Origin of the sequence: Nocardia sp. NPDC051981 (genome assembly GCF_040680715.1) — a bacterium.
GTDB lineage: Bacteria > Actinomycetota > Actinomycetes > Mycobacteriales > Mycobacteriaceae > Nocardia.
This window is the reverse complement of sequence record NZ_JBFAXK010000008.1, coordinates 211,890-234,896: the sequence shown is the minus strand read 5'-3', so window position 1 is coordinate 234,896 and position 23,007 is coordinate 211,890. Positions and strand designations below refer to the sequence as shown.

The window sequence follows — 23,007 nt, the reverse complement described above, 5'->3', positions numbered from 1 at the left end:
GCCTCACCCTCGCTGCGCAAGGAACGCGACCTGCACCTCGTCACCGGTGCGCACCTCGGTGACCTCGGGATCGATCACGATGAGGCTGTTGGCCTCCGCCATGGTCGCCAGCAGATGCGAGGACGCCCCGTTCGGGCCGCCCAGCGGCTGCACCAGGTAGTCGCCGGTCTGCTCGTCGCGCATGAGCTGCGCGCGCAGATACCCGCGCCGGCCCGGAATCGAGGCGATCGGCAGGATGGTGCGCGCCCGCACCATGCGCCGCATGGGATGGCGGCGGCCCAGCGCGATCCGGATCAACGGACGCACCATGACCTCGAAAACCACCAGCGCGCCAACCGGATTCGACGGCAGCAGGAAGGTCGGCACCTCGTCGCGGCCCAGCAGGCCGAAGCCCTGCACCGAGCCCGGATGCATGCCCACCCGGGTGATCTCCAGCTCGCCCAGGCCCTCGAGGGCCTCGCGCACCTGCTCCGACGCCCAGCCGCCGACCGCGCCCGCGATCACGACCACCTCGGAGCGAACCAGCTGGCCCTCCACCACATCTCGCAGCCGCTTGGGATCGGAGCTGACGATGCCGACCCGGTTCACGTCCGCGCCCGCGTCGCGCGCGGCGGCGGCCAGCGCGTAGGAGTTCACGTCGTAGACCTGGCCCGGTCCGGGGGTGCGGTCGATGTCGACCAGCTCGCCGCCGACCGACAGCACCGACAGCCGCGGCCGCGGATGCACCAGCACCTTGTCCTTGCCCACCGCGGCCAGCAGACCCACCTGGGCCGGGCCGATGATGGTGCCCGCGCGCACGGCCAGATCGCCGGGCTGCACATCGTCGCCGATGCGGCGCACGTAGTCACCGGAGCGCACCGACTCGTAGACCTTCACCCGGGCCCGGCCGCCGTCGGTGTTCTCCAGCGGCAGCACGGCATCGGCGAGGGTGGGCAGCGGCGCGCCGGTGTCCACGCGCACGGTCTGGCGCGGCTGCAGCCGGATCGGCTGCCGCGAGCCGGCGGCCACCTCACCCACCACCGGCAGGCTCAGGTGCACCGAATTACCGTCCTCGTCACGGATATTCGCGCCCGCGCCGGCCACATCCACACTGCGCACGGCGTATCCGTCGATGGCGGCCTGATCGAAGCCCGGCAGTGGACGCTCGGTCACCACGTCCTCGGCACACAGCAGTCCCTGGGCCTCGCTGATCGCGACCCGGACCGGCCGCGGGGCCACGGCCGCAGCGGTCACCTTGATCTGCTGATCCTCAACCGAGCGCATGCCGCCCTTCCGTTGTCTCGCCCGCCGCCGTCGACGTGTCGCCCGCGGGGCCGCCCACGCGACCCCGGCGCCTGTCCTTCACTTCTGCCCGTTGCGGCTATTCGTACGAGGTCAGCTGGGGATTCCAGCCGGACCCGAGCCGCTGCTCGAGCCACTCCCGCAGGGCGGGACCGTATTCCTCGCGTTCCAGAGCGAAATCGACCGCTGCTCGAAGATAACCGCCCGGGTTCCCCAGATCGTGTCGCGACCCACGATGCACCACGACGTGTACCGGGTGACCCTCGGCGATCAGCAGCGCGATGGCGTCGGTCAGTTGCAGCTCACCGCCCGCGCCGGGGGTGATGCGGCGCAGCGCGTCGAAGATGGCGCGGTCCAACAGGTATCGCCCGGCCGCGGTGAAGGTGGACGGGGCGTCGGCGATGGCGGGCTTCTCCACCATGCCGTTGACCTTGAGCACGTCCTGCGGGCCGCCGGGCAGCTCCTCGACGTCGAAAACGCCGTAGGCACTGACCTCTTCCTTCGGCACGTCGATGGCACACAGCACCGAGCCGCCGTAGGTGCTGCGCACCTTGGCCATCAGCTCGAGCACGCCGCCGGGCAGCACCAGGTCGTCGGGCAGCAGCACCGCGATGGCGGACTCGTCCGCGTCGAGCACCGATTCCGCCTGTGCCACCGCGTGACCCAGGCCCAGCGGCTCCTCCTGCACCACCGAGGTCACGTCCAGCAGCGCGGGCGCCTTGCGCACCTTCTCCAGCAGATGGAACTTGCCGCGCTCGGCCAGGGTGCTCTCCAGCACCAGGTCCTCGACGAAATGTGCGACCACACCGTCTTTTCCGGGCGAGGTCACGATCACCAGCCGATTGGCGCCGGACTCCGCGGCCTCGGCGGCGACCAATTCGATGCCCGGGGTGTCGACCACCGGCAGCAGCTCCTTGGGCACCGTCTTGGTCGCGGGCAGGAACCTCGTGCCGAGCCCCGCCGCGGGAACCACCGCGGTACGGAAGCACGACTCGGCTGCGCCGCCGTTCGACGACTCGGCTCCGCCGCCATTAGCTGTCATGAATTCACCCTATCCATCCGTCACACGCCCGAGACCGGCTCGGGGCCGCCTCGATATCCCCGAGAGCCTAAGGGGCGGGAGCGCCGGGAGCCCACCGAACGCCGGACCGGAGCGGAACTGGCAGACCGACCTGTTCATTTCATTTCAAGTTCGCCGCGCTGTGACCTCTCACGTACCCAACGGTTGTTAGCTGAGACCTATGACCGATCGTGAGGATTCCCACAGCCCCGATTCCACCTCGGACAACCCGGCCGCATCCGCCGCGAACTCGCCCGACGCCGCGCGCGGGCTGAGCCGCCGCCGGCTGTTCGGCGCGTCCGCGGTGGCCGGGCTGGCCGGGCTCGCGGTCGGCGCCGGCGGAGCGGTCGCGCTGCGCGGCGGCGCATCGAACTCCGAGGCATGGCCGCGCTCGGCCGAACTGGTCACCACCCCCGACCGCGCCCCGGGTCGCGGGCCTGCACCTGCAATTCGGATCCGACACCACCCGCGAGGTGGTGGTTGGCACACCACCGGATCGGTCACCAAGCCCACCGTGCGCTACGGCACCGCCGACGCCGGCTTCGGCAAGAGCGTGCAGGCCGAGACCCGGACCTACCGGGATGCCAAGTCCGGCATCGAGATTCAGGCCCACCACGCCCGGATCAGCGGCCTGTCCCCCGACACCGACTACGTGTACGCCGCCGGGCACGACGGCGCGCCGCCCGAACTCGGCACCATCCGCACCGCGCCCGCGGGCCGGGCCAAGTTCCGATTCACCAGCTTCGGCGACCAGGGCACGCCCACCGTCGGCAAGATCGTCGACGGCAAGGCCCTCAACGACAACCTCGGCTCCCAGTACGCCGGCGACGTCACCTCGGCGGTGGAATCGCTGGCCCCGCTGTTCAACCTGGTCAACGGCGACCTCTGCTACGCCAATATCGCCACCGACCGCATCCGCACCTGGAACGACTGGTGGGCCAACAACTCTCGCTCCGCCCGCTACCGGCCCTGGATGCCCGCGCCCGGCAACCACGAGAACGAGTTCGGCAACGGGCCCATCGGATACCAGGCGTTCCAGACCTACTTCACCGTCCCGGACTCCGGTAGCGAGGACCACGCCAAGGGCCTCTGGTACTCGTTCACCGTCGGCGGCGTGCGGGTGATCGCGGTCGCCAATGACGACATCTGCCTGCAGGACGGCGGCAACTCCTACGTCAGGGGCTACTCGGGCGGCGCCCAGAAGCGCTGGCTGGAGGGCGAACTGGCCCGGGCGCGCGCCGACCGGGGCATCGACTGGGTGGTGGTGTTCATGCACCAGGTCGCCATCTCCTCGGCCGACAAGTTCAACGGCGCGGACCTGGGCATCCGGCAGGACTGGCTGCCGCTGTTCGACGAATATCAGGTCGATCTGGTGCTGTGCGGGCACGAACACCATTACGAGCGTTCGCATCCGGTGCGCGGGGTGACCGGGTCCGAGACGCTGACCCCCAGGCCCGCCGACACCCGCAAGGACGTCGTCGACACCGGCAAGGGCACCGTGCACCTGGTGATCGGCGGCGGCGGCACCTCCTCGCCGTCGAATCAGCTGTTCTTTCCCGGCGACAAGTGCCGGGTCATCACCGCGGTCGGCGAGGTGGATCCGGCCACCGGCAAGAAGGCGCCGGTGTACGTCCTCGAGGACGCGCCCTGGTCCGCCTTCAAGGACGCCGAACACCCTTACGGTTTCTGCGCTTTCGACGTGGACCCGGGTCAGCCGGGCGGCAACACCACCATCACCGGCACCTACTACGCCCTCACCGGGCCGACCAGCGACCTGAAGGCCGTCGACACCTTCACCCTCATCCGGCCGCGCTCGGACCGCTGACCCGCCCGTCCTAGGGTGGAAGTGTGACCGACGAGCGGGACAAGCGCGCTTGGCGCGAGGAGATCCTCGCGCGGCGCAGCGCACTGCCCGCCGCCGACCGGGAGCGCGAGGCGGCGGCACTGGCCGCGGCGGCGGGGGCGCTCGCCGACGCGGAGTGGGTGTGCGCCTATGTGCCCGTCGGCGGTGAGCCCGGCTCGCTCGCCATGCTCGACGCGCTGCGGGCCGCCGGGGCGCGGGTGCTGCTGCCGGTCACCGGCGAACCCGGTCCGCTGGAATGGGCCGAGTACACCGGTCCGGCGGGGCTGCGGCGCGGGCGGTTCGGACTCCGGGAACCGGAAGGCGTGCCGGTCGCGAATGGGATCGCGAAGGCAGCGGCGATTCTGGTTCCGGCATTGGCGGTGGATCGGCGCGGGGTTCGATTGGGGCGCGGGGCCGGTTATTACGATCGCAGTCTGAGCGCCTGCCGCGCCGACGCACGATTGATCGCAGTGGTGCGTGACGACGAACTCGTGGAGCGTTTGCCGGAAGAGCCGCACGACCACCGAATGGGGTGGGCACTGACCCCGCTCGGGGGCCTACGACGGCTCGAAGATCGGGTCGGGAATTGACACCCGATTGGCAGCGTTGGCACTGCCAGCTGTAGAGTGCTAATTCGACGAAGAGCGTGGAGGTTTCCCGATGCCTACTTACTCGTATGCATGCACGGAGTGCGACAACAAGTTCGACATCGTGCAGTCCTTCTCCGATGACGCGCTGACCACCTGCGACCAGTGCAACGGCAAGCTCCGCAAGCTGTTCAACTCGGTCGGCATCGTCTTCAAGGGCAGCGGGTTCTACCGCACCGACAGCCGCAACGGATCGACCTCCTCCGAGCCGGCCAAGTCCTCGTCCACCTCCTCGGAGAGCTCCAGCTCCACGGCCTCGAGCTCCTCGACCTCGGCCGCGTCGACCAGCGGCTCCAGCACCTCCGCCGCCTGATCCGAGTTTCTCCACAGGCTTTTCGTTATCCACAGCCCGGGTTCCGCCCGGGCCTGTCGGTATCGGGGCGACCGTAGGCTGACCCGCATGACGCGACCGTATCGAGCCATCCTGCAGAAGTTCCGTAACCGCCTGATCTGGGCGGACGCGGTGCTACTGCGGCGGGCCGGGGCGGTCGCTCTGCTCGTTCTGGCGGGGTTTCTGGCCGTGCGCGCCGACCCCGCGGCCGGACACACCCCGGTCCTGGTCGCCGCCCGGGATCTGCCACCCGGACAGGTGCTGGGCGACGGCGATGTGCGGGTCGCGGCACGGGAGACGGCGACCCTGCCCGCCGGGGTCGTGCGGGAGGCCGCACGGCTGCGCGGAGCCACCCTGGCGGGCGCGCTGGCGGCGGGTGAGATCGTCACCGAGGTCCGGGTGGTGGGGCCGCGGCTGGCGGCGGTGGCGGCACAGTCCGCCGAGGCGCGCATCGTCCCGATTCGCTTGGCGGACAATGCCGTTGCCGACATCCTGCGGGCCGGGGACCGGGTGGACGTGGTGGCCGGCGAGGACTCGGGCGGGAGCGGGCGTCCCGCGCGGCTGCTCGCGGCCGACGCGGCCGTGGTGCTGGTGTCGGGGACGGAGAACTCGCGCGGGCGCACCGACCGGATCGTGCTGGTGGCATTGGATTCCCGGCGGGCCGCCGCGGTGGCCGCGGCCTCGCTGCGGACGGCACTCACCGTCGTGTTCCACTGAACCGGCGCGCGGGTGAACTAGCATCCCGTATACCCCCATTACTGCGTTCGATCCCTCAGGTAGAGGAGCTTCCGCAATGCTCAAGGGTTTCAAGGATTTCCTGATGCGCGGCAACGTCATCGACCTGGCGGTGGCCGTGGTCATGGGTACCGCCTTCGTCGCCATCGTCACCGCGTTCAGCGACGGCATCATCACCCCGCTGCTCGCCGCATTCGGCGGCACCAGCCAGCTCGGCCTGGGCTTCCAGCTGGTGGCCGACAAACCGGCGACCTATGTGGCCGTCGGCCCGATCATCACCGCGGCCATCAACTTCGTGATCATCGCGGCGCTGCTCTACTTCGTCCTGGTACTGCCGTACAGCAGGACCAAGAAGCTGTGGGGCACGGCGGAGGACCCGGTCACCGACACCGAACTGCTGACCGAGATCCGGGACCTGCTGGCCGCGCGCAGCGCCGGTGGCAAGCACGAGATGTGAACGGGGACATAGCAATATCGGATCCGGATACAGCAAACGGGCCCGGCGCGAAAAGCGCCGGGCCCGTTGCCATTACCAGCTAGCGGGTTCTACCCCAGGCTGAAGGGCTGGCCCCACAGGGTGACCCAGCTGATGACGTTGTCGGTCTCGACCTCGACGCTCACGAAGGAGCGCGCCTGGGCGTAACCGGCACAGCCGTTCAGGCCGATGGTCTCATCGGACCAGGTCACCGAACCGTCGTTGCCACTGAACTTGTTGCGGACCTTGTGGATTTCCTTGCCGTAGTCGTCCGGCATTTCCTCGTCGAGGATGTAGAACGACTTGGCCTGGCCCGGACCCAGGGTCAGGTTGGCGCCGGAGTTGACGCCAGCCTGCGGGGTGACATTGCCGGAGTTGTCCCAGCTGGCACCGCCGGTCGCGCCACCGTTGACGTTGCCGCCATCGATGGTGACCTGGCAGCCCACCACGTAACCCGGGAAGATCTTGCCGCCGGTGGCAGTGGTGTCACCGGAGATGTGGACCTGCGCCGAGGCCGAGACCCAGGCATTGCGGTGCACGGGGGTGGCGCCCATCGACGGGCTGATGTTGGCGGACTCGCCGACCAGTTTCACCGTGACAACGGTGCCGTCGGAGAGGGTCTGGGTGATTTCGCCGCCCGGCAGCGGCACGAAGGTGTCGGCGTTCGCCGCACCGGTGGAGAACAGGCCAAGGGCTGCGGTGGCGACGGCGCCCACACCGGCCACCCGCGCCGCGGTCTTACGGATGTTCATTTCTGGTTGTCCCTCAGGGTTTGAATTCGCTTACGCGAGAAAGGATTTGGCGGGCGGAGACCACTCAGCCGATGCTGAACGGCTGGCCGTACAGGGTGGTCTTGGAGTAGTTGTCGCCGATGACCTCGACGACCGTGTACGCACGCGCCTGGGCATAACCCGCGCAACCCTGGATCTGGATCTCGGCATCCCGGTACTCCACGGAGTAGGTGCCCGACTTCGGCACGTCCTTGGAGTCGATCTGCACGAACGCCACCTGTCCGGGGCCGAGGTTGACGCCGATCGATCCGCCGACGCCGGCACTGTTCAGGCTGACGTTGCCGGAGATGCCGGCCGAGATCGCGTCCTCGCCGATGCTGATCTGGCAGCCGACGATGTAGCCGGTGTTGATCTGCGAAGTGCCATGCGTGGACGAATTATTCGAGCCGGGGCCGCCGGCCGGGCCGTTGTTCGGGCCGACGGTGCCGTCCGGCGTATCGATCACCGCGGAGGCAACACCGCTCACCCACACCACACGGCCGGCACCGTTGGCTGCGAGTGACGGCGACACGATGGCGTGCTCGCCCGTCCGGGTAATGGTGACGGTGCCCGCCGGGTTCACCTTCTGGCCGTCCGGCAACGACACGAAGGTGTCGGCATTAGCGGCACCAGTGGAAAAAAGGCCGATGGCCACGGCTGCAGCCGCGCCGACGCCCGCAAAGCGGGCCGCGGTGCGCACACCGTGGGTGCGGTTCTCGCTCATACTTCCCCTCATCAGGTTTCAAGCAGTTCAACCTCGACCACCGAGGTTGAAATGGGACCCTTCCGAATCCCCGGTTGAGTTTGTCGCCACATTGTTGCCGCCGTGTTACTGGCCACAAATTCTTATGGCGTAGCGACGCAGGGCACTTTACATCACAGGAGTGGTCTCTGAGACGTGAGCGAACAGAGTCGACCACTTGCCAACACAAACCCGCAGGTATGTCGAGAAAGTCGCGGATAGCAAAAGGGGCCCGGCGCTAATCGCACCGGGCCCCTTCGGATTCCGCTGGGCGGAAACTGAGTCAGCCGAGACTGAAGGGCTGACCTCACAGCGTGTAGGCGGTGATGACATTGTCGGTCTCGATCTGGACCGCGACGAACGAGCGCGCCTGGGCATAGCCGCAGCAGCCGCTCAGGTTGATGGTCTCGTCGGACCACGTCACCGAGCCGGAGTTGCCCTGGAACTTGTTGCGCACATTGTGCGACCCCTGGCCGTAGTCGTCCGGCGCTTCCTCATCGGGCAAGCAGGCTCAGCCGTGATGGGGCGGAACTTGGGAACGCAGCCAATCATCGGAGGATCGGCCGGATTCGGGCTCGGGAGTGCGCTCGTCCGTGGTCGTGGACGGCAGCTCGTCACCGAAGATGCGCGCCAGCCGGGCGCGCTCGGCGGGTGTCAAACGACGAGACCCCGCCCGGCGCTCGGCCGGACGGGGTGGTTCCGAGGTCTCGGATGGCTCTGAGGTCTCGGATGACTCGGAAGGCTGTTCGGCGTCGATCATTCCGACAGACCGGACAGTTCATCGATGACCCGGCTGGCCAGCGGGCCCAGGGTGGCCATGCCGTCCCGGATCGCGGCGCGCGAACCCGGCAGGTTCACCACCAGCGTGCTGCCCGAGACCCCGGCCAGACCGCGGGACAGCCCCGCGTCCAGCGAACCCGAGGCCAGCCCGGACGAACGCAGCGCCTCGCTGATGCCGGGCAGCACCCGGTCCAGCACCTCCTCGGTGGCCTCCGGGGTCACGTCACGCGGCGACATGCCGGTGCCGCCGACCGAGATGACCAGGTCGACACCACCGATCACCGCGGTATTGAGCGCATTGCGGATCTCCACCTCATCGGCCTGCACCGACACCGAGGCGTCCACCAGGAACCCGGCCTCGGTGAGTAGCTCGGTGACCAGCGGACCCAGCGAGTCCACCCCGCCATGGGCGGTTCGATCGTCGACGACCACGACAAGAGCACGGCCCGCGACAGCGGTATCGATTTCCATGGTGCTCACCGTAGCGCCCTTGTCCGACAACAGCTCCCAGCCCCCGTCACCGGTGACGCGAATCGCCGGGGTCGGTTCTCTACCGCTCTCGTGAATCATCATCGGCCGCCCTCCGCAGCTGCCTCGCCGAGGGTCACCTCGACGGTCTTGGGGTTCTTGCCCTGGTCGTCGGTGTAGGTCACCTTGACCTTGTCGCCGGGCCGGTGCGAGCGCACCCCGGCGATCAGCGAATTACCCGAATCCACGATCTGATCATCGATTTTCGTGATGATCGCGTTCTTCGGAATGCCGGCCTTGGCGGCCGGGCCGTCGGGCGACACGTCCATGACACGCGCGCCGTTGACATCGTCCTGCGCCCGCACGGTCACCCCGATCTGGGCGTAGGTGGCCTTGCCGTTCTTGATCAGCTCGTCGGCCACCCGGCGCGCGGTGTCCACCGGAATGGCGAAGCCGAGGCCGATGGAGCCGCTCTGCGCGCCCGCCGACTCGGCGGTGCCCATGGTCGCGATGGCGGTATTGATGCCGATCAGCTTGCCGCTCATATCGACCAGCGCGCCGCCGGAGTTGCCCGGGTTGATGGCCGCGTCGGTCTGGATGGCGTCGATGACGGTGCCCTGCGAGCCCGGCTCACCGCTGGTGGAGACCGGGCGGTTGAGCGAGGACACGATGCCGCTGGTCACCGTGCCCGCCAGGCCCAGCGGCGAACCGATCGCCACCACGCCCTGGCCGACCTGCAGGTTCGCCGACTGGCCCAGGTCGATCGGCTGGAGACCGGTCTTGCCGGTGACCCGGATGACCGCGATGTCCGACACCGGATCCGCGCCCACCACGGTGGCCGGGGCGGTCGTGCCGTCACTGAAGGCCACATCCATCTTGGCGTTCTGGCCCGCGCCGCTGACCACGTGGTTGTTGGTGAGGATCAGGCCGTCCGAGGACAGGATCACGCCCGAGCCCTCGCCCTCGGCCCGCGCGCCGGCGACCCGGATCATGACCACGCTGGGCAGCACCTTCTGCGCCACCGCCTGCACCGAACCTTCCGGCGCGGGCGCGGTCTTGCCGTTGCCGACCGGCTGATCGAGCGCGTTGGTCACCGTGGAGCGGGTGTCGTTGTGGTGGGTGGCCAGCGCGCCGACCGCGCCGCCGATGCCGCCGCTGAGCAGCGCCAGCACCACCGCACCCGCGACCAGACCGGTGCGCCCGGGCCGCTTGGGCGCGGGCGCATCCGCATAGGGCATCCCCGGCGCGCCCGGCATGCCCGGGCCGCCCGGTGCACCCGGAATCACCTGTGTCGGATGTTGTCCGGTGGCGTACCCGGCCCCCGACGCCACGTACGCCTGTCCGTAGAGGCCGGCCGGAATCGCCTCGGCCGGATGTCTCCCTGCCCCGTACTGCGCCGAATAGGGCTGTGCCCCACCGAAAGCCGCGCCGTAGGCCGGGGCGCCCTGCGGCGCACCGTAACCCGCGCCGGGCAGGATCTGGGTCGCCGGGTCCACGCCGTAGGCGGGGCCGCCGGCACCCGGATGGCCCGGCGCCGAGGTGCCCGGAAGCGGTTGTCCAGCAATGCCGGAACCGGGTCCGGACGGGACTCCGGGGCCCGGCCCCTGGGCGGCACCGGTGGAAAAGGACTGCGACGCACCGAATCCGGCGGGAGTCGCGGGGGTGGCCGATCCGGGGGCCGCGGCCGGTCCGGCGGGGGCGGGATGGCCCGGCTGCGCCGGTGGCGTCACTCCGCCGGGGACGGGTGCGCCCGGCTGCGGGGCCGCGGAGGCGGCGAAGCCGTCGAAGGGCTGGGATCCGGCCTCGGGGGTGGCGGAGCCTGCGGGGTCGCGCTTGGGCAGGCCGGAGGCGGTGGTATCCGGGGCGTCGCCTTCAGGCTCGGGGCCCTGCCCGCCTGAGGGGGATACTGTCGAATCCTCGGTCATTTCTCGTTTTCTCCTCGAGTCTCGTCGCCAAGCCTGGCGGTAACGACTGAGAGTGGACTGAGACCGTGCTTGCTTTTCGCCGAGCTTTCCGGCGCTCAGTCCGGCGCCGAGTCGGGCAGCGGCGGTGCGCCTTCTCCAGGCAGCACGATACGGATCAAAGCGCCGCCGCGGTCGGAAGTATCGATGTTGATGGTGCCACCGTGTTTGGTCACCACCTGCTTGACGATGGCCAGCCCGAGCCCGGAGCCGGGCATGGAGCGCGAGGCGGTGGTCCGGTAGAAGCGTTCGAACACCAGTTCCCGCTCGGCGGGCGGAATGCCGGGCCCGGCGTCGTCGACGGCGAACTCCAGCAGCCCGCGTCCGCTCTCGCGCATGGCGACGAAGACCTTGGCGCCCTCGGGGCTCCATTTGGCCGCATTGTCGAGCACATTGAGCAGTGCGCGTTCCAGTCCCGGTTCGTCGCCGTAGATGAACCAGGGGCGCAGCTCGGCGTCGAATTCGATTCCGGTGCGCCGCCGCCGGACTCGTTCCAGCGCCCGCTCGGCCACGTCGCCGAGGTCGATCTGCTCGTAGACGGTCTCGGGCGCGTCCTCGCGGGCCAGGTCGACCAGATCGCCGACCAGTGTGGACAACTCCTCGATCTGGGCCATCACGTCGGAGCGCAGTTCGGCCATGTCCTCGTCGGGGATGCGGGGCGCGCCCGGCCGGGAGGAGGCGATGAGCAGTTCCATATTGGTGCGCAAAGAGGTCAGTGGCGTCTTCAGCTCATGGCCGGCGTCGGCGACCAACCGGCGCTGCCGTTCCCGGGATTCGCCCAGGGCCCGCAGCATGGTGTTGAAACTGTCGGTGAGCCGGGCGAGTTCGTCGTCGCCGGTGACCGGGATCGGGGTCAGGTCGTCGGTGCGGGCGATGCGCTCGGTGGCGGCGGTGAGCCGGGCGATGGGCCGCAGGCCGGTGCGGCCCACGGTGGTTCCGGCCGCCGCGGCCACGATGACCCCGCACCCGCCGACCACGAACAGCAGCCAGGCCAGCCGGTCCAGCACCTCCTTGGTGGGCTGCAGCCGCTGCGAGACGACCAGCGTGGACCCGGAGTGCGTGCGCCGCGCCAGCACTCGCTGATCCTCGACGGTGCGCAGCGAGAAGCTGATCTCGCCGCGGGCCACCGCGCGCTCCTGATTGCCGATGGGCGGAAGCGTGGTCTGCGGGGGCACGTATTGCGACTGATCCGGGAAGACCAGGGCGACGCCGACATCGCTGGAGTACAGCCCGGCGAACACCAGCGACTGGAAACCGAGGCTGTCGAGGTTGTTGTCGATCATCACCGAAGCCCGCGCCCGCAGTTGCGAATCCACGTCCGCGTACAGCGAGCGCGCCACCATGGCGTAGGCGGCGATGGAGGTGAAGGCGACCGCGACGGCCACCACGGAGGCGGCCAGCAGCGTGACCCGCCAGCGCAGCGAGACCGACCGGGTCAGCGGCATGGGCGGCCGCAGCTCGGCCGACTCCGGACGCGACCCGAGTCCGGCGACCACCGGCCGCCGGGGAACGGTTCTTCCCACGAGCACGGCTCCTACGGCGGGGTCTCGCGCAGCACGTAGCCGACGCCGCGCACGGTATGGATGAGACGCGGTTCACCGTCGGCCTCGGTCTTGCGGCGCAGATAGCCGATGTACACCTCGAGCGCGTTGCCGGAGGTGGGGAAGTCGTAGCCCCACACCTCCTCCAGAATGCGGCTGCGGGTGAGCACCCGACGGGGGTTGGCCATCAGCATTTCCAGCAGCGAGAACTCGGTGCGGGTCAGGCTGATCTGGCGTTCACCCCGGGTGACCTCGCGGGTGACCGGATCCAGCGACAGGTCGGCGAAGGCCATGGCCTCCGAGAAGGCGTCGGCCGGATCGCCGGCGGTGCGGCGCAGCAGCGCGCGCAGCCGGGCCAGCAGCTCCTCCAGAGCGAAGGGCTTGGGTAGGTAGTCGTCGGCGCCCGCATCCAGTCCGGCGACGCGTTCGGAGACCGAATCCCGTGCCGTGAGTACCAGAATCGGCAGATCGTCGCCGGTGCTGCGGAGCCGGCGGCACACCTCGAGCCCGTCGAGCCGGGGCATCATGACGTCCAGGACGAGGGCGTCGGGTCGCTGACTGGCGGTCTTCTCCAAGGCGTCCAGACCGTCGACCGCGAGGTCGACGGTGTACCCGTTGAAGGTCAGCGAGCGACGCAGCGATTCCCGGACCGCGCGGTCGTCGTCGACTACCAGAATGCGCATGGCAACCAGTCTGCCCACAGCGACTGAGAGGTGACTGAGAAGGTCCCCTCCGACACGCCGGACGAGTGAGGCGGGTGACCTGCGCGTTTCACGGAGGGCCGACGCCAAGTGGTTGTAGTGTCACCCAAATTCACGCGAAACCCATTGCGGGAAGGCCGCATTCGGGAACTAAACCTCAAAGTCCTACGAATTGCCGTTGGACAGCTCACGCGGTATGTTGCAGGCCGTAAAAGAAGACCCTTAGTTGGTTCCGCGCGGGTTCGACCCCAAAGCCGTACAACCGCATACGTACCCGAGGGTCAATCGTGAAGCGGAGGCGACGGAAGCGGGATGGAAGCAGCACCCCGGTCCTGGCAATTCAGCCTGTCCAACTGGCCCGTTACCCGCAAGGTCGGGATCGTGCTGGTGCTCCCGGTGCTCCTCGCCGCGACCTTCGCGGTACTGCGCATCAACAGCGAATTGCAGACCATTTCGAAACTGAGCGCGGCGAGCGAGCAGATGGACGTGCTCCGCCCCACGATCAAATTCCTCGTCACCAGCAACGAACTCGCGGTCGCCGCGATCACCGGCGGCAATCAGGACATCGACCCCGACCTCGACGCCGCCACGGCCAAGTTCGATCAAGCCGAGGCCGAACTCGAAACAGTCCTCAAGTCCTCCAACGCCGATCCGGGTGTCACCAAGGAACTCGGCGCCTCCATCGCCGTCGCCAAGACAATGCGCAACAGCCTGCGCACCAGCTCCCCGCAGACCATCGGTGATCAGGTCGACGAGGTGCAGACCCGGGCGCAGAACGCGCTCGCGGGCGCGCCCACCGTCGGCGACCTCCGGGTGCAGCAGTCCTTCCTGCAGTTCGGCGCCGCCGAGACCGCCTCCCGCCTGCTCACCCAGGAGCGGATCATGCTCGCCGCGCCCGGGGCGGGTTCCAATCCGGCGCTGCGGACCAAGCTGCTCACCGCCATCGGCGCCGAGATCACCATGATCGAGGTGTATCGCGGCATGGCGCCGGACGCGGCGCAGAACGCGAACACGCTGAAGGACAACGCCGGCGCGCGTGTCGGCATCCTGATGCAGAACGTGCCCGATCCGGGCAGCCTGCCGGCCATGCAGGACTCGTTGCGCGGCAGTGCCGACGCCTACGAGAAGGAAGTGTCCACGGTCGCGAACTCGATGGACTCCAAGCTGGCCGCCCTCACCACCGAGGCGCGCAACAACGTCCTGCGCGACACCTCCATCGTGATCGGCATGCTGCTGGCCGGTCTCGCGCTGGCGCTGGTGGTAGCCCGCTCGCTGGTCGTCCCGGTCCGCCGCCTGCGGCGAGACGCCTTGCAGGTGGCCCACATCGACCTGCCGCAGGAACTCGAGGTGGTGCGCGCCGGCGGCGCGACCCCGGAGATCTCGCCGGTCGACGTGCACACCACCGAGGAGATCGGGCAGCTGGCCCGAGCCGTCGACGACATCCATTCCCAGGCCCTCCATCTGGCCGCCGAACAGGCGCGACTGCGCCTGCAGATCGGCAACATGTTCGAAACCCTCTCGCGCCGCAGCCAATCCCTCGTGGAGCAGCAGCTGTCGCTGATCGAGGAGCTCGAGCGCGACGAGGACGACTCCGAGCGCCTGCAATCGCTGTTCCGCCTCGACCACCTCGCCACCCGCATGCGCCGCAACGGCGACAACCTGCTGGTGCTGGCCGGAACCGCGCTGCGCCGTGGCCATCTCGCGCCGGTGCCGCTGTCGGACATGCTGTGGTCCTCGGTCTCCCAGGTGGAGGACTACCAGCGCGTGGAGATCGGCACCGTGCCCGACGGCATCGTCGCCGGTGAGCCCGCCGTCGACATCGAGCACCTGCTGGCCGAGCTGATCGACAACGCGCTGCGCTACTCCCCGCCCACCACCCCGGTGGCGGTGTCGGTGGCGCGCGCCGTGGACGGCGGCTACCTGATCGAGATCACCGACCGCGGCCTCGGCATGAACGCCGAGGACCTGCAGGGCATCAACGACCGCCTGGCCTCCGGTGGCGAGGTCAATGTCGAGACCGCCCGCCGCATGGGTCTTTTCGTCGTCGGCCGCCTGGCCAAGCGGCACAACATCACCGTCAGCCTGCGCCGCACCTCCGCCATGGTGCAGCAGCCGGGCATCACCGGCAGCGTGCACCTACCGGGCAGCCTGGTCTCGCCCGCGCCGGAGCGCGTCGGCGACCCCACGGGTCAGTACCCTGTCGCCTCCCCGCTGCCGGTGCCCCCGGCGGCCCTGGCCTCCGGCCCGATCGCGATGCCGTCCGGGCCGATTCCGGTACCGTCCGGCCCGATCCCGGCGCCCTCGGGCCCGATCACGGACCCGCAACCCGTGCTCGCCCCGCCGCGGCTGACCCCGGTGCCGAACCTGCCCGAGCCCGCCGCGGCCACCACCACCGCGCGTTTCACCAGTTCCGGCCTGCCACAGCGCAAGCCGGGCCCCGACACCGGTGAGCAGCCGATCGTTCCCACGTTCACCGAGGCGCCGCAGCCGGCGCAGGTGCAGGACCGGTTCTCCGACGGCTTCACCGACGCCTTCACCGAACCCGAGGACGCGCGTGCCTACAGCGTGTCCGCGCTGCGGCCGGAACCGGCTGCGCCGCAGCAGAGTCCCGCACCGGTGCACTACTGGGGCGAGGCGCGCACGCCCGAGCCGGAGCCGGCTCCCGAGTCCGTCTGGATGCCCGAGACCGTCGCGCCCGCCCCCCAGCCGCAGATCGCGGAGCCGGCGCGGAGCTGGAATCCGAACGGGCCCGATACCGGCAGCTACTTCGGCAACGGGTACAGCGCCTTCGGCGACAACGATCGGCCCACGATCCCGGCCGCCGGCACCAACGGCAGCACGAACGGCGACGGCGGCACGAACGGCAACGGCGGCACGAACGGCAACGCCGACACCATTGTTCGCGGCGACGAGGCCGCACCTGCCGCCGCGCGCCCGGTCGCTCCCCCGCCCGGCCTGCGTCCGGTCGGCGCGGCCCCGACCCCGATCTATCAGCGCATGGTCTCCGAATGGCTGGTGGAACCGGCCGACGGGAACCAGGACGGCGCTGCCTGGTCGTCGAGTTCGGACAGCGGCTGGGCCGCGGCCGAAGAGGCGGCCAATCCGACCACAACCAGTCGCACCGAGGGCGGCCTGCCGATTCGGCGGCCCGGCGCCCAGCTGGTGCCCGGTGCCGTCGCCCAGGAGGACGACGGTACCGGCCGCAATCCGGACGAGATCCGCGACAGCCTCTCCAGGCATCTCAGCGGCGTCCGCTCCGGGCGGGCCGACTCCCAGTACAACGACGGAGGGCATGCATGACCGACACCCAGCGCACCACCACCGATGAGAATCTGAACTGGCTGGTCACCCGCTTCACCCGGGAGGTACCGGGCGTCTCGCACGCCGTCCTGGTCTCCGCGGACGGTCTGCTGCAGGCCACCAGCCCGCACCTGCCGGCCGACCGCGGTGAGCAGCTGGCCGCGGTGACCGCGGGTCTGGCCAGCCTGTCCACCGGGGCCGCACAGCTTTTCGAGGGCGGCAAGGTGATGCAGTCCATCGTCGAGATGCAACGCGGCTACCTGCTGGTCATGAGTGTCGGCAATGGCTCGCATCTGGCGGTGCTGGCCAACAAGCAGCACGACATCGGCCGCATCGGCTACGAAATGGCCCTACTGGTCGACCGGGTCGGGTCCGTGGTCTCGGCCACCGCCCGCACTGCCTAGATGAGCTGCGCATGACCAATCCCCTTGGCGGCGGCGGTAACCGGCCACCGACCACACGTGTTCGTCCCTACGCATTGACCTCCGGCCGCACCGAGCCGGCGGTGGAGCTACCGCTCGAGGCGGTCGTCGAAACCCTGTCCTACACAGCCCATTTCGACTGGCCCGCCGGTGACGTCCGCACCGAGATCCTGCGACTCGGTACGGCGCGGCTCTCGGTTGCCGAGATCGCGGCCCATCTGGGCCGGCCACTGGGTATGGTGCGGGTCGTGATCGGCGATCTCGTCGTCGCCGGAACCCTGCGTGTGCATTCGACTTTGAGCGATCAGGCGACCTTCGACGAGCGCCGGTCACTAATGGAGAGGACACTGCATGGACTCCGCGCCCTATGACGGCGGAGGCTACCCCGGTGGCCCGCACGGGGCCCCCGGGTACACAACCGGGCAGTTCCCGAACCTGGCGCTGCAGTACCCGCCGCGACCGGGTGAGGAGTCGCGTACGGCCTCGACCAAGATCGTCGTAGCCGGCGGTTTCGGCGCCGGCAAGACGACCTTCGTGGGCGCGGTCTCGGAGATCGTGCCACTGCGCACCGAGGCCATGGTGACCGGCTACTCCGACGGGGTCGACGACCTCGCCGCCACGCCGGGCAAGGAAACCACCACGGTGGCCATGGATTTCGGCCGCATCATCCTGCCCGGCAACCTGGTGCTGTACCTGTTCGGCACGCCCGGGCAGCGGCGGTTCTGGTTCATGTGGGACGACCTGATCCGCGGCGCCATCGGCGCGGTGGTGCTCGTCGACACCCGCCGCATCGAGGACAGCTTCGCGGCCGTGGACTTCTTCGAGGCCAAGTCGCTGCCGTTCCTGATCGCGGTCAACCGCTTCCCGGACGCGCCGCGCTTCCCGGTCACCGAGCTCCGTGAGGCGCTCAGCGTGCGCGAGGGCGTGCCGATCGTGGACATCGACGCGCGCGACCCGGCCGAGGTGCGCCGGGCGCTGGCCGCCGTCACCGAGTACGCGATCGAACGGCTGACGGCCGCACAGCGCGAAACCGCGCAGCACGGTTAGCGGTTCGCGCGTCCAGGGACGCAGCAGACGAAGACAGAGGTGTCGGGATGATCTACTTCTCCATGGGCTACTGGGTGCTGGCGCTGGCCTTGATCGTGTCGTTCGCGGGCGCGGCGTGCGGCCTGGCCTGCATTCGCCAGTCCACCAAGTCGGTGACCCAGCGGTTCCGGATCGTGTGGCTGTTCGTGGCGGCGGTGTCCATCGGCGGCGTCGGCGTCGCCATGCCGGTCTTCGTGTCGATGCTCGGCTTCGACGTGCGGGGCACTCAGCTGCGCTACGACAACGTGTCCATCACCCTGTTCTCGGTGCTGTCGGCCGCCACCGTGTTCGCGGCGCTGCTCATCAACGGCCGGCGGCTGGTCTGGTGGCGGCTGCTGGTGGCGGCGGCCGTGATGGCCTTCGGTTTCGGTGACGTCCACCAGCTGCTGCTGGGCGCCATCCGGATTCAGGGCAGTGTCGATCGCAGCCTGGTGTCCTCGGTGGCGGTGTACGTGATCGCCTTCGTGCTCTCGGCGCTGATGCTGTGGTTCAGCCTGTGGGTCGGCTCGGTGCCGATGGTGCTGGCCGGCGCGGTGCTGTACGCGATCCTGGTGATCGGCATGCACTATGCCGGGCTGACCGGGCTCGAGGTGCACGTGGACCCGGCCGCGGCCGCTCCGCACGGCAACGTGCTGTTCAACTTCTTCGTGCCGACCTTCATCATCGGCACGCTGTCGCTGACGATTCCGATCACGGCCATTCTGGTCGCGCCGGACCGGCGCGCGGCGCGGACCCCGATGCGGACCGCGGATCCGCAGGCGGCGCACGGCACTTCGCTGCAGGCGGCCTCGCAGCAGGCCACGGCGCAGCAGGGTCCGCGGCGGCCGTGATCAGCCTGCGGCCGCGGGCGGCTCGGCGGTGGTGGGATCGAGCAGGCCGAACAGTTCACCCTGCGGCGCGGCCATGATGGCCATCCGGCCGAAGGGCCCGTCGGTGGCGGACATGAGCACGGTCGCGCCCAGCTCCACGGCCCGGGTGAGGCCGGAGTCGATGCCCTCGAACTGGAACCAGGTCAGCCAGTAGGGCTGGGCGGCGGCGACGCCGTTGACGCTGTCGTCGTTGATGCCGCCGACCGACTCGGTCCCGCCGGGCGGGGTGAAGGTGGCGTAGCGCACGGCCTCGTCGTCGAATTCGGTGAAGGTGAAGCCGAAGACCTCGCCGTAGAAGGCCTTGGCGGCGGCGAAATCGCCGGTGTGCAGGTCGTTCCAGACGTAGGCGCCGTGTTCGTTGTACACCGCCGCGCCGTCGTGCGCGCGGGCCTCCCAGACCGCGAAGGGCGCGCCGGAGGCGTCGGCGGCCACGAACATGCGGCCGGACTCCAGCACATCGAAGGTCGGCACCAGCAGGCTGCCGCCCGCCGCGGTCACCTGCTCGGCGGCCTTGTCGGCGTCGGCGACCGCGAGGTACGTGGTCCACACCGACGGCACCCCGGCCTCCGGCTTGGGCCCGATGCCCGCCACCGCGTGTCCGTCGCGCAGGGCCATGAGGTATCCCCCGGCGTCCTCGCCGCCGCCTTGCATGTCCCAGCCGAAGAGCGCGGCGTAGAATTCACCGGCCTTCGCCGGATCGTCGACCTGACAGTCGACCCAGCACGGTGTTCCCGGGGGCCAGGCCTCATTGCGTATCGGCATCGGTCATCACCTTTCCGCCTCTCCGCGACTTTCGCTCCTAGCCGACCAGTCAACCACCGCAATCCGGCACAGTCGGCGTGTCCGCCGAATTACAGTGGGAACCATGCGTTTCGGGCTGGACTACGCCGCAGGTCGTCCCGCGCCGAGTGCCATCAGGGCGGCCGGATACGACTTCGTCATCCGCTACCTGTCCGACGGCGGGCCCAGCCTGCCGGGCAAGCTCCTCACTCCCGCCGAGGCGGACGGCCTGCGCGCACAGGGCATTTCCATCGTCTCCAACTGGGAAACCACGGCCGCCCGCATGCTCGACGGCTACGGCGCGGGTGTCACCGATGCGCGCGCCGCGCTGGCCCAGGTGCTGCGCTGCGGAGGCCGGGCCGACCGGCCCATCTACTTCTCCGCCGATTTCGACGCCACCCCGCAGCAGCAGGTGCCCATCGACGCCTACCTGGACGGCGCGGCCAGCGTCATCGGACGCGCGAATGTCGGGATCTACGGCGGATATTGGCCGGTGAGCCGGGCTCTGAACAGCGGGACCGCGACTTGGGCGTGGCAGACGGTGGCCTGGTCCGGGGGGAATATCGATCCGCGTATCGCCCTCTATCAGACCGGCGAGCAGGTCACGGTCGACGGGGTGCAATGCGATGTGAACCAAACCGACCGAGCCGACTTCGGCCAGTGGGATGTGGAAACGGAGGAACCCGACTTGACTCCCGAACAGGACGAGGTGTTGCGCGACATCCAGACTCAGCTGCGCGGTCCCGGTCTGCAGGGCTGGCCGCAGCTGGGCACCGATGCCCAGGGCCGCGACCGGACGGTGGTGGACGGGCTGGCGGCGGCACTCGCGCAGATCGACGAACTGCGTACCGAGATCAGCGATCTGGAGACCACCACGGCCGAGCTCAAGGACGAGGTGGCGCGACTGTCGGGTCAGCATCGCTGGCCGTTCCCCTTCTCGCTGGTGGAGGGTCCGGCCACGGCGATCGCCGATCAGCTGGCAAAGCTCGAGCAGTTGCTGCCCGGAGTGCCGCTGCCCGGCTGGGGCGCCGGCCCGAACGACCATCCGGCCGCCGCGGGACAAGCTCCGGCGGAGCAGCGGCCGAAAGCGGTATCCGACAGTTGATTTGGCCGATTTGTCGGATTTGTTCCAGCACACGGCCAGCGACCGACCGGACCGCGTGTTCTTGCGGAACAGTGCGTGAACTGGCGTGAAAGCGAGCCTGAACCGGCCCTGAAGTGGCGATGAGCGGGTTCTTCTGTGATCAGAAGAACCCGCCCTCAAGGCACGAGAATACCGTCGCCAGGCTACGAGTTCACAACTTCGGGGAAACTTTTTCGCACCCACGCCACATTCGGACGATCGAGCACGGTAGGGGCAACACCCGGGCAGATGCCCGGCGGGACAGCAACTTCGGGGCTATTGTCGGGATCGTCCGATCAGGCCGCGCTGTACCGCCCGCGCGAGCCGGCGCGGCACCCGGTACACCGCTCCCCCGACCTCGATCGGAATCAGATCCGGCGGAGTCGCCTTCCACTGCGAGCGCCGGCCGTGGGTATTGGCCCGCGACATTCTGCGCTTCGGAACGGCCATGGTCAGTTCTCCTCATGCCTGGTCGAATCGCGATTGCCGCGAACGCGTTTGCCATAGCGGCGCTCGAACTTCTCCACGCGGCCCGCGGTGTCGAGCACACGCTGATTCCCGGTCCAGAACGGATGCGAATCCGAGGTCACATCGACCACCAGCAGCGGGTAGGTATTGCCGTCCTCCCACTCGATGGTGCGAGTGGACACCGCGGTGGAACGGGTCAGGAAGCACCTTCCGGTGCTCACGTCCTGGAAGACCACCGGATGGTAGTCGGGATGAATTCCCTGTTTCATCACTTCACCTTTCATTGTTGCGAGTGGCGCCGTCCCCGGCGATGGGTACGGATCGGGTTGTGTCACACGGCTCTTCGTGCTGATCGCCGAACGGGTCCGGCCACAGCGCGACCCGTTCGGGCGCGAAGCGCACCTGCCGCAGTTCGTCCTCGTCCACCAGCGCCCAGTGCAGCGCGTGGCGGACCTCCTCGGGATCGGCGTCGGCGACCAGGATCACCAGCGAGGTGTGGCGGTCGCCGAAGTGCTCGTGCCAGCGCAGCGAGGCCAGCGCGCGCCGCTCCGGATCCACCCCGTCCAGTTCCCCGGATGCCATGGCCGCCAGCCACTTTCCCGCGCCGCCGACCCGCAGGCCGCCGCCCGCCGACTCCAGCCACACCACCTCGTCCGGCTGGGTGGCCAGCCATACCCGGCCCCGGGCGCTCACCACGCCGTCCAGCAGCACGTCGATGGCCGAGTGCAGCCGATCGGGGTGAAAGGGGCGGTCGGTGGCGAATTCCACCAGTGCCACACCGCAATCCGGCTCCAGCGGCGGACCGCCGGCCAGCAGCGGGGCGTGCGGATCGAAGGGTGCGCCGCGGCGCGCGTCCTCGGGTACCCGGCGCAGCAGCCAGATCAGGTCGTCCACGCCGAGCGCGGGCGGCCCGGCCACCCGGGCGACGGGGGCGCGCGGGGCCAGCCGGGCCAGCACGGCGGCGGTGCGCTCGCGGTCCAGCAGATCGTCGTCGCCGTCGAAAACCACCAGGGCATCGGCGAATTCGACCTGGCCGACGGCCAGCTGCGCCACCGTGCGCTCGTCCTCCGCGGTGGCATGGCCGTGTTCGGACAGCGTGTCGTCGCCGGTGGCGTCGGCCAGCCAGTCGCGGGCGTCGACGCAGGTGAGGACGGTGTCGATGCGCACGCTGCGCCCGGCCGGGCCGTCCACCCGGCCGACCACGCCGGTCACCGTCACGTCGGCGATGGCCTGGCACACCGCCTCCGCCTCGAAGGCCGGATCCAGCGCGAGCACGATGCGCCGCACCGAATCCCGCTCGGCCAGCAGGCACAGGTAGGGCAGCAGGTCGGCGCGCAAGGTGCAGGAGACGCAGCCGTGCGCGAGTTCCAGCACGGTCGTGGTCTCCCGGCCGTCGATGCGGACGATGCGCCGCACCACGCCCTGGCGTAGCTCGCTCACGTCGTGCCGGACCACGACCGTTCCGGGCTTCCCGCCCAGCAGGCGAGCGACGTGCTCGACACCCTCGGCGGCGCGTCCGGGGAGTCCCGCGAGGACGAGCACTGGCTTGCGTTCGGACGGCACCGGTCCACCTTTCGACAATGATTTTCAATTACCGAGGACCGAGGGTACCGTGGAATAGATT

Annotated in this window: 24 protein-coding genes and 1 pseudogene; 11 read left to right on the top strand and 14 right to left on the bottom strand. The window is 69.5% G+C overall.

The window, feature by feature from the left end:
- Nucleotides 1-3 precede the first annotated feature (3 nt).
- Together glp and AB0L60_RS17530 are read right to left on the bottom strand one after the other, a co-directional pair.
- Nucleotides 4-1,263: a gephyrin-like molybdotransferase Glp gene (glp, locus tag AB0L60_RS17535; RefSeq protein WP_364614449.1), complete on the bottom strand. Its 1,260-nt coding sequence runs from the start codon at nucleotides 1,261-1,263 to the stop codon at nucleotides 4-6.
- Nucleotides 1,264-1,360: 97 nt separating this feature from the next.
- The gene (locus AB0L60_RS17530) at nucleotides 1,361-2,323 is read right to left on the bottom strand and encodes a UTP--glucose-1-phosphate uridylyltransferase (RefSeq protein ID WP_364614446.1); all 963 of its coding nucleotides are present in this window, start codon (nucleotides 2,321-2,323) and stop codon (nucleotides 1,361-1,363) included.
- A gap of 289 nt (nucleotides 2,324-2,612) precedes the next feature.
- On the opposite strand from AB0L60_RS17530, the pseudogene AB0L60_RS17525 reads away from it, so the two are divergent.
- The 5 genes and pseudogenes from AB0L60_RS17525 to mscL all read left to right on the top strand — a co-directional run bounded on the left by AB0L60_RS17525 (nucleotide 2,613) and on the right by mscL (nucleotide 6,354).
- A pseudogene (locus tag AB0L60_RS17525) lies at nucleotides 2,613-4,166 on the top strand (metallophosphoesterase family protein).
- Nucleotides 4,167-4,189: 23 nt separating this feature from the next.
- Nucleotides 4,190-4,774, top strand: coding sequence for a 5-formyltetrahydrofolate cyclo-ligase (locus AB0L60_RS17520; RefSeq protein WP_364614443.1), 585 nt, complete (start codon nucleotides 4,190-4,192; stop codon nucleotides 4,772-4,774).
- Nucleotides 4,775-4,844: 70 nt separating this feature from the next.
- Nucleotides 4,845-5,144 (top strand): FmdB family zinc ribbon protein, encoded by a 300-nt coding sequence (locus AB0L60_RS17515; protein ID WP_354836259.1) that lies wholly within the window; start codon nucleotides 4,845-4,847, stop codon nucleotides 5,142-5,144.
- Between the two features lie 87 nt (nucleotides 5,145-5,231).
- The gene (locus AB0L60_RS17510) at nucleotides 5,232-5,879 is read left to right on the top strand and encodes an SAF domain-containing protein (RefSeq protein WP_364614439.1); all 648 of its coding nucleotides are present in this window, start codon (nucleotides 5,232-5,234) and stop codon (nucleotides 5,877-5,879) included.
- A 76-nt stretch (nucleotides 5,880-5,955) separates the two neighbouring features.
- A complete protein-coding gene (gene mscL / locus AB0L60_RS17505; RefSeq protein WP_364614436.1) occupies nucleotides 5,956-6,354 on the top strand; it encodes a large conductance mechanosensitive channel protein MscL in 399 nt (132 codons plus the stop codon).
- An 89-nt stretch (nucleotides 6,355-6,443) separates the two neighbouring features.
- Here mscL and AB0L60_RS17500 read toward each other — a convergent pair whose 3' ends face one another.
- The 8 genes from AB0L60_RS17500 to AB0L60_RS17465 form a co-directional block, all read right to left on the bottom strand.
- The gene (locus AB0L60_RS17500; protein ID WP_364614433.1) at nucleotides 6,444-7,124 is read right to left on the bottom strand and encodes an MspA family porin; all 681 of its coding nucleotides are present in this window, start codon (nucleotides 7,122-7,124) and stop codon (nucleotides 6,444-6,446) included.
- Nucleotides 7,125-7,188: 64 nt separating this feature from the next.
- Entirely contained in the window at nucleotides 7,189-7,866 is a 678-nt protein-coding gene (locus tag AB0L60_RS17495; RefSeq protein ID WP_364614430.1) for an MspA family porin, read from the bottom strand.
- A 325-nt stretch (nucleotides 7,867-8,191) separates the two neighbouring features.
- Nucleotides 8,192-8,389, bottom strand: a complete 198-nt coding sequence (locus AB0L60_RS17490; protein WP_364614427.1) for an MspA family porin — start codon at nucleotides 8,387-8,389, stop codon at nucleotides 8,192-8,194.
- Nucleotides 8,390-8,395: 6 nt separating this feature from the next.
- The gene (locus AB0L60_RS17485) at nucleotides 8,396-8,644 is read right to left on the bottom strand and encodes a hypothetical protein (RefSeq protein ID WP_364614424.1); all 249 of its coding nucleotides are present in this window, start codon (nucleotides 8,642-8,644) and stop codon (nucleotides 8,396-8,398) included.
- A complete protein-coding gene (locus AB0L60_RS17480; RefSeq protein ID WP_354836561.1) occupies nucleotides 8,641-9,135 on the bottom strand; it encodes a MogA/MoaB family molybdenum cofactor biosynthesis protein in 495 nt (164 codons plus the stop codon). The genes AB0L60_RS17485 and AB0L60_RS17480 overlap by 4 nt, the downstream gene beginning before the upstream one ends.
- 98 nt (nucleotides 9,136-9,233) lie before the next feature.
- Nucleotides 9,234-10,418: a trypsin-like peptidase domain-containing protein gene (locus AB0L60_RS17475; protein ID WP_364614582.1), complete on the bottom strand. Its 1,185-nt coding sequence runs from the start codon at nucleotides 10,416-10,418 to the stop codon at nucleotides 9,234-9,236.
- A 734-nt stretch (nucleotides 10,419-11,152) separates the two neighbouring features.
- Nucleotides 11,153-12,538 (bottom strand): HAMP domain-containing sensor histidine kinase, encoded by a 1,386-nt coding sequence (locus tag AB0L60_RS17470; protein ID WP_364614579.1) that lies wholly within the window; start codon nucleotides 12,536-12,538, stop codon nucleotides 11,153-11,155.
- Nucleotides 12,539-12,627: 89 nt separating this feature from the next.
- Nucleotides 12,628-13,317 carry a response regulator transcription factor gene (locus tag AB0L60_RS17465; RefSeq protein ID WP_354836271.1) on the bottom strand — a complete coding sequence of 230 codons (690 nt, stop codon included), beginning with the start codon at nucleotides 13,315-13,317 and terminating at the stop codon, nucleotides 12,628-12,630.
- Between the two features lie 330 nt (nucleotides 13,318-13,647).
- Here AB0L60_RS17465 and AB0L60_RS17460 point away from each other — a divergent pair, with 330 nt between their 5' ends.
- Genes AB0L60_RS17460 through AB0L60_RS17440 form a run of 5 tightly spaced genes read left to right on the top strand, consistent with a single transcriptional unit; the run spans nucleotide 13,648 to nucleotide 18,973 of the window.
- Nucleotides 13,648-16,635 carry an ATP-binding protein gene (locus AB0L60_RS17460; RefSeq protein WP_364614419.1) on the top strand — a complete coding sequence of 996 codons (2,988 nt, stop codon included), beginning with the start codon at nucleotides 13,648-13,650 and terminating at the stop codon, nucleotides 16,633-16,635.
- The gene (locus AB0L60_RS17455; protein ID WP_364614416.1) at nucleotides 16,632-17,039 is read left to right on the top strand and encodes a roadblock/LC7 domain-containing protein; all 408 of its coding nucleotides are present in this window, start codon (nucleotides 16,632-16,634) and stop codon (nucleotides 17,037-17,039) included. The genes AB0L60_RS17460 and AB0L60_RS17455 overlap by 4 nt, the downstream gene beginning before the upstream one ends.
- An 11-nt stretch (nucleotides 17,040-17,050) precedes the next feature.
- Nucleotides 17,051-17,428 carry a DUF742 domain-containing protein gene (locus AB0L60_RS17450; RefSeq protein WP_040812792.1) on the top strand — a complete coding sequence of 126 codons (378 nt, stop codon included), beginning with the start codon at nucleotides 17,051-17,053 and terminating at the stop codon, nucleotides 17,426-17,428.
- Complete coding sequence (locus tag AB0L60_RS17445; RefSeq protein WP_354836276.1) at nucleotides 17,409-18,104, top strand: ATP/GTP-binding protein; 696 nt, start codon at nucleotides 17,409-17,411, stop codon at nucleotides 18,102-18,104. The genes AB0L60_RS17450 and AB0L60_RS17445 overlap by 20 nt, the downstream gene beginning before the upstream one ends.
- 47 nt (nucleotides 18,105-18,151) lie before the next feature.
- Nucleotides 18,152-18,973, top strand: a complete 822-nt coding sequence (locus AB0L60_RS17440; protein WP_364614412.1) for a hypothetical protein — start codon at nucleotides 18,152-18,154, stop codon at nucleotides 18,971-18,973.
- On the opposite strand, the gene AB0L60_RS17435 is transcribed toward AB0L60_RS17440, so the two are convergent.
- Nucleotides 18,974-19,774 carry a VOC family protein gene (locus tag AB0L60_RS17435; RefSeq protein ID WP_364614410.1) on the bottom strand — a complete coding sequence of 267 codons (801 nt, stop codon included), beginning with the start codon at nucleotides 19,772-19,774 and terminating at the stop codon, nucleotides 18,974-18,976.
- 103 nt (nucleotides 19,775-19,877) lie between these two features.
- Between AB0L60_RS17435 and AB0L60_RS17430 the strand changes: the two genes are divergently transcribed.
- A complete protein-coding gene (locus AB0L60_RS17430; protein WP_364614407.1) occupies nucleotides 19,878-20,897 on the top strand; it encodes a DUF1906 domain-containing protein in 1,020 nt (339 codons plus the stop codon).
- A gap of 294 nt (nucleotides 20,898-21,191) precedes the next feature.
- Here the strand turns inward: AB0L60_RS17430 and rpmF are convergent, their stop codons facing one another.
- From rpmF to AB0L60_RS17415, 3 genes are read right to left on the bottom strand one after another with little or no spacing between them, the layout of a single operon-like run.
- Nucleotides 21,192-21,365 (bottom strand): 50S ribosomal protein L32, encoded by a 174-nt coding sequence (rpmF, locus tag AB0L60_RS17425; protein WP_364614404.1) that lies wholly within the window; start codon nucleotides 21,363-21,365, stop codon nucleotides 21,192-21,194.
- A gap of 2 nt (nucleotides 21,366-21,367) precedes the next feature.
- A complete protein-coding gene (locus AB0L60_RS17420) occupies nucleotides 21,368-21,652 on the bottom strand; it encodes a type B 50S ribosomal protein L31 (protein WP_364614401.1) in 285 nt (94 codons plus the stop codon).
- A 4-nt stretch (nucleotides 21,653-21,656) separates the two neighbouring features.
- On the bottom strand, nucleotides 21,657-22,946 hold the full coding sequence (locus AB0L60_RS17415) for a GTP-binding protein (protein ID WP_364614398.1): 1,290 nt from the start codon (nucleotides 22,944-22,946) through the stop codon (nucleotides 21,657-21,659).
- Between the last annotated feature and the right edge of the window lie 61 nt (nucleotides 22,947-23,007).

Bases quoted from the DNA above. Each gene is read 5' to 3' on its own strand.
- glp (WP_364614449.1), bottom strand. From the start codon at position 1,263: ATGCGCTCGGTTGAGGATCAGCAGATCAAGGTGACCGCTGCGGCCGTG.
- AB0L60_RS17530 (WP_364614446.1), bottom strand. From the start codon at position 2,323: ATGACAGCTAATGGCGGCGGAGCCGAGTCGTCGAACGGCGGCGCAGCC.
- AB0L60_RS17515 (WP_354836259.1), top strand. From the start codon at position 4,845: ATGCCTACTTACTCGTATGCATGCACGGAGTGCGACAACAAGTTCGAC.
- AB0L60_RS17510 (WP_364614439.1), top strand. From the start codon at position 5,232: ATGACGCGACCGTATCGAGCCATCCTGCAGAAGTTCCGTAACCGCCTG.
- mscL (WP_364614436.1), top strand. From the start codon at position 5,956: ATGCTCAAGGGTTTCAAGGATTTCCTGATGCGCGGCAACGTCATCGAC.
- AB0L60_RS17500 (WP_364614433.1), bottom strand. From the start codon at position 7,124: ATGAACATCCGTAAGACCGCGGCGCGGGTGGCCGGTGTGGGCGCCGTC.
- AB0L60_RS17495 (WP_364614430.1), bottom strand. From the start codon at position 7,866: ATGAGCGAGAACCGCACCCACGGTGTGCGCACCGCGGCCCGCTTTGCG.
- AB0L60_RS17485 (WP_364614424.1), bottom strand. From the start codon at position 8,644: ATGATCGACGCCGAACAGCCTTCCGAGTCATCCGAGACCTCAGAGCCA.
- AB0L60_RS17480 (WP_354836561.1), bottom strand. From the start codon at position 9,135: ATGGAAATCGATACCGCTGTCGCGGGCCGTGCTCTTGTCGTGGTCGTC.
- AB0L60_RS17470 (WP_364614579.1), bottom strand. From the start codon at position 12,538: ATGCCGCTGACCCGGTCGGTCTCGCTGCGCTGGCGGGTCACGCTGCTG.
- AB0L60_RS17465 (WP_354836271.1), bottom strand. From the start codon at position 13,317: ATGCGCATTCTGGTAGTCGACGACGACCGCGCGGTCCGGGAATCGCTG.
- AB0L60_RS17460 (WP_364614419.1), top strand. From the start codon at position 13,648: ATGGAAGCAGCACCCCGGTCCTGGCAATTCAGCCTGTCCAACTGGCCC.
- AB0L60_RS17455 (WP_364614416.1), top strand. From the start codon at position 16,632: ATGACCGACACCCAGCGCACCACCACCGATGAGAATCTGAACTGGCTG.
- AB0L60_RS17450 (WP_040812792.1), top strand. From the start codon at position 17,051: ATGACCAATCCCCTTGGCGGCGGCGGTAACCGGCCACCGACCACACGT.
- AB0L60_RS17445 (WP_354836276.1), top strand. From the start codon at position 17,409: ATGGACTCCGCGCCCTATGACGGCGGAGGCTACCCCGGTGGCCCGCAC.
- AB0L60_RS17440 (WP_364614412.1), top strand. From the start codon at position 18,152: ATGATCTACTTCTCCATGGGCTACTGGGTGCTGGCGCTGGCCTTGATC.
- AB0L60_RS17435 (WP_364614410.1), bottom strand. From the start codon at position 19,774: ATGCCGATACGCAATGAGGCCTGGCCCCCGGGAACACCGTGCTGGGTC.
- AB0L60_RS17430 (WP_364614407.1), top strand. From the start codon at position 19,878: ATGCGTTTCGGGCTGGACTACGCCGCAGGTCGTCCCGCGCCGAGTGCC.
- rpmF (WP_364614404.1), bottom strand. From the start codon at position 21,365: ATGGCCGTTCCGAAGCGCAGAATGTCGCGGGCCAATACCCACGGCCGG.
- AB0L60_RS17420 (WP_364614401.1), bottom strand. From the start codon at position 21,652: ATGAAACAGGGAATTCATCCCGACTACCATCCGGTGGTCTTCCAGGAC.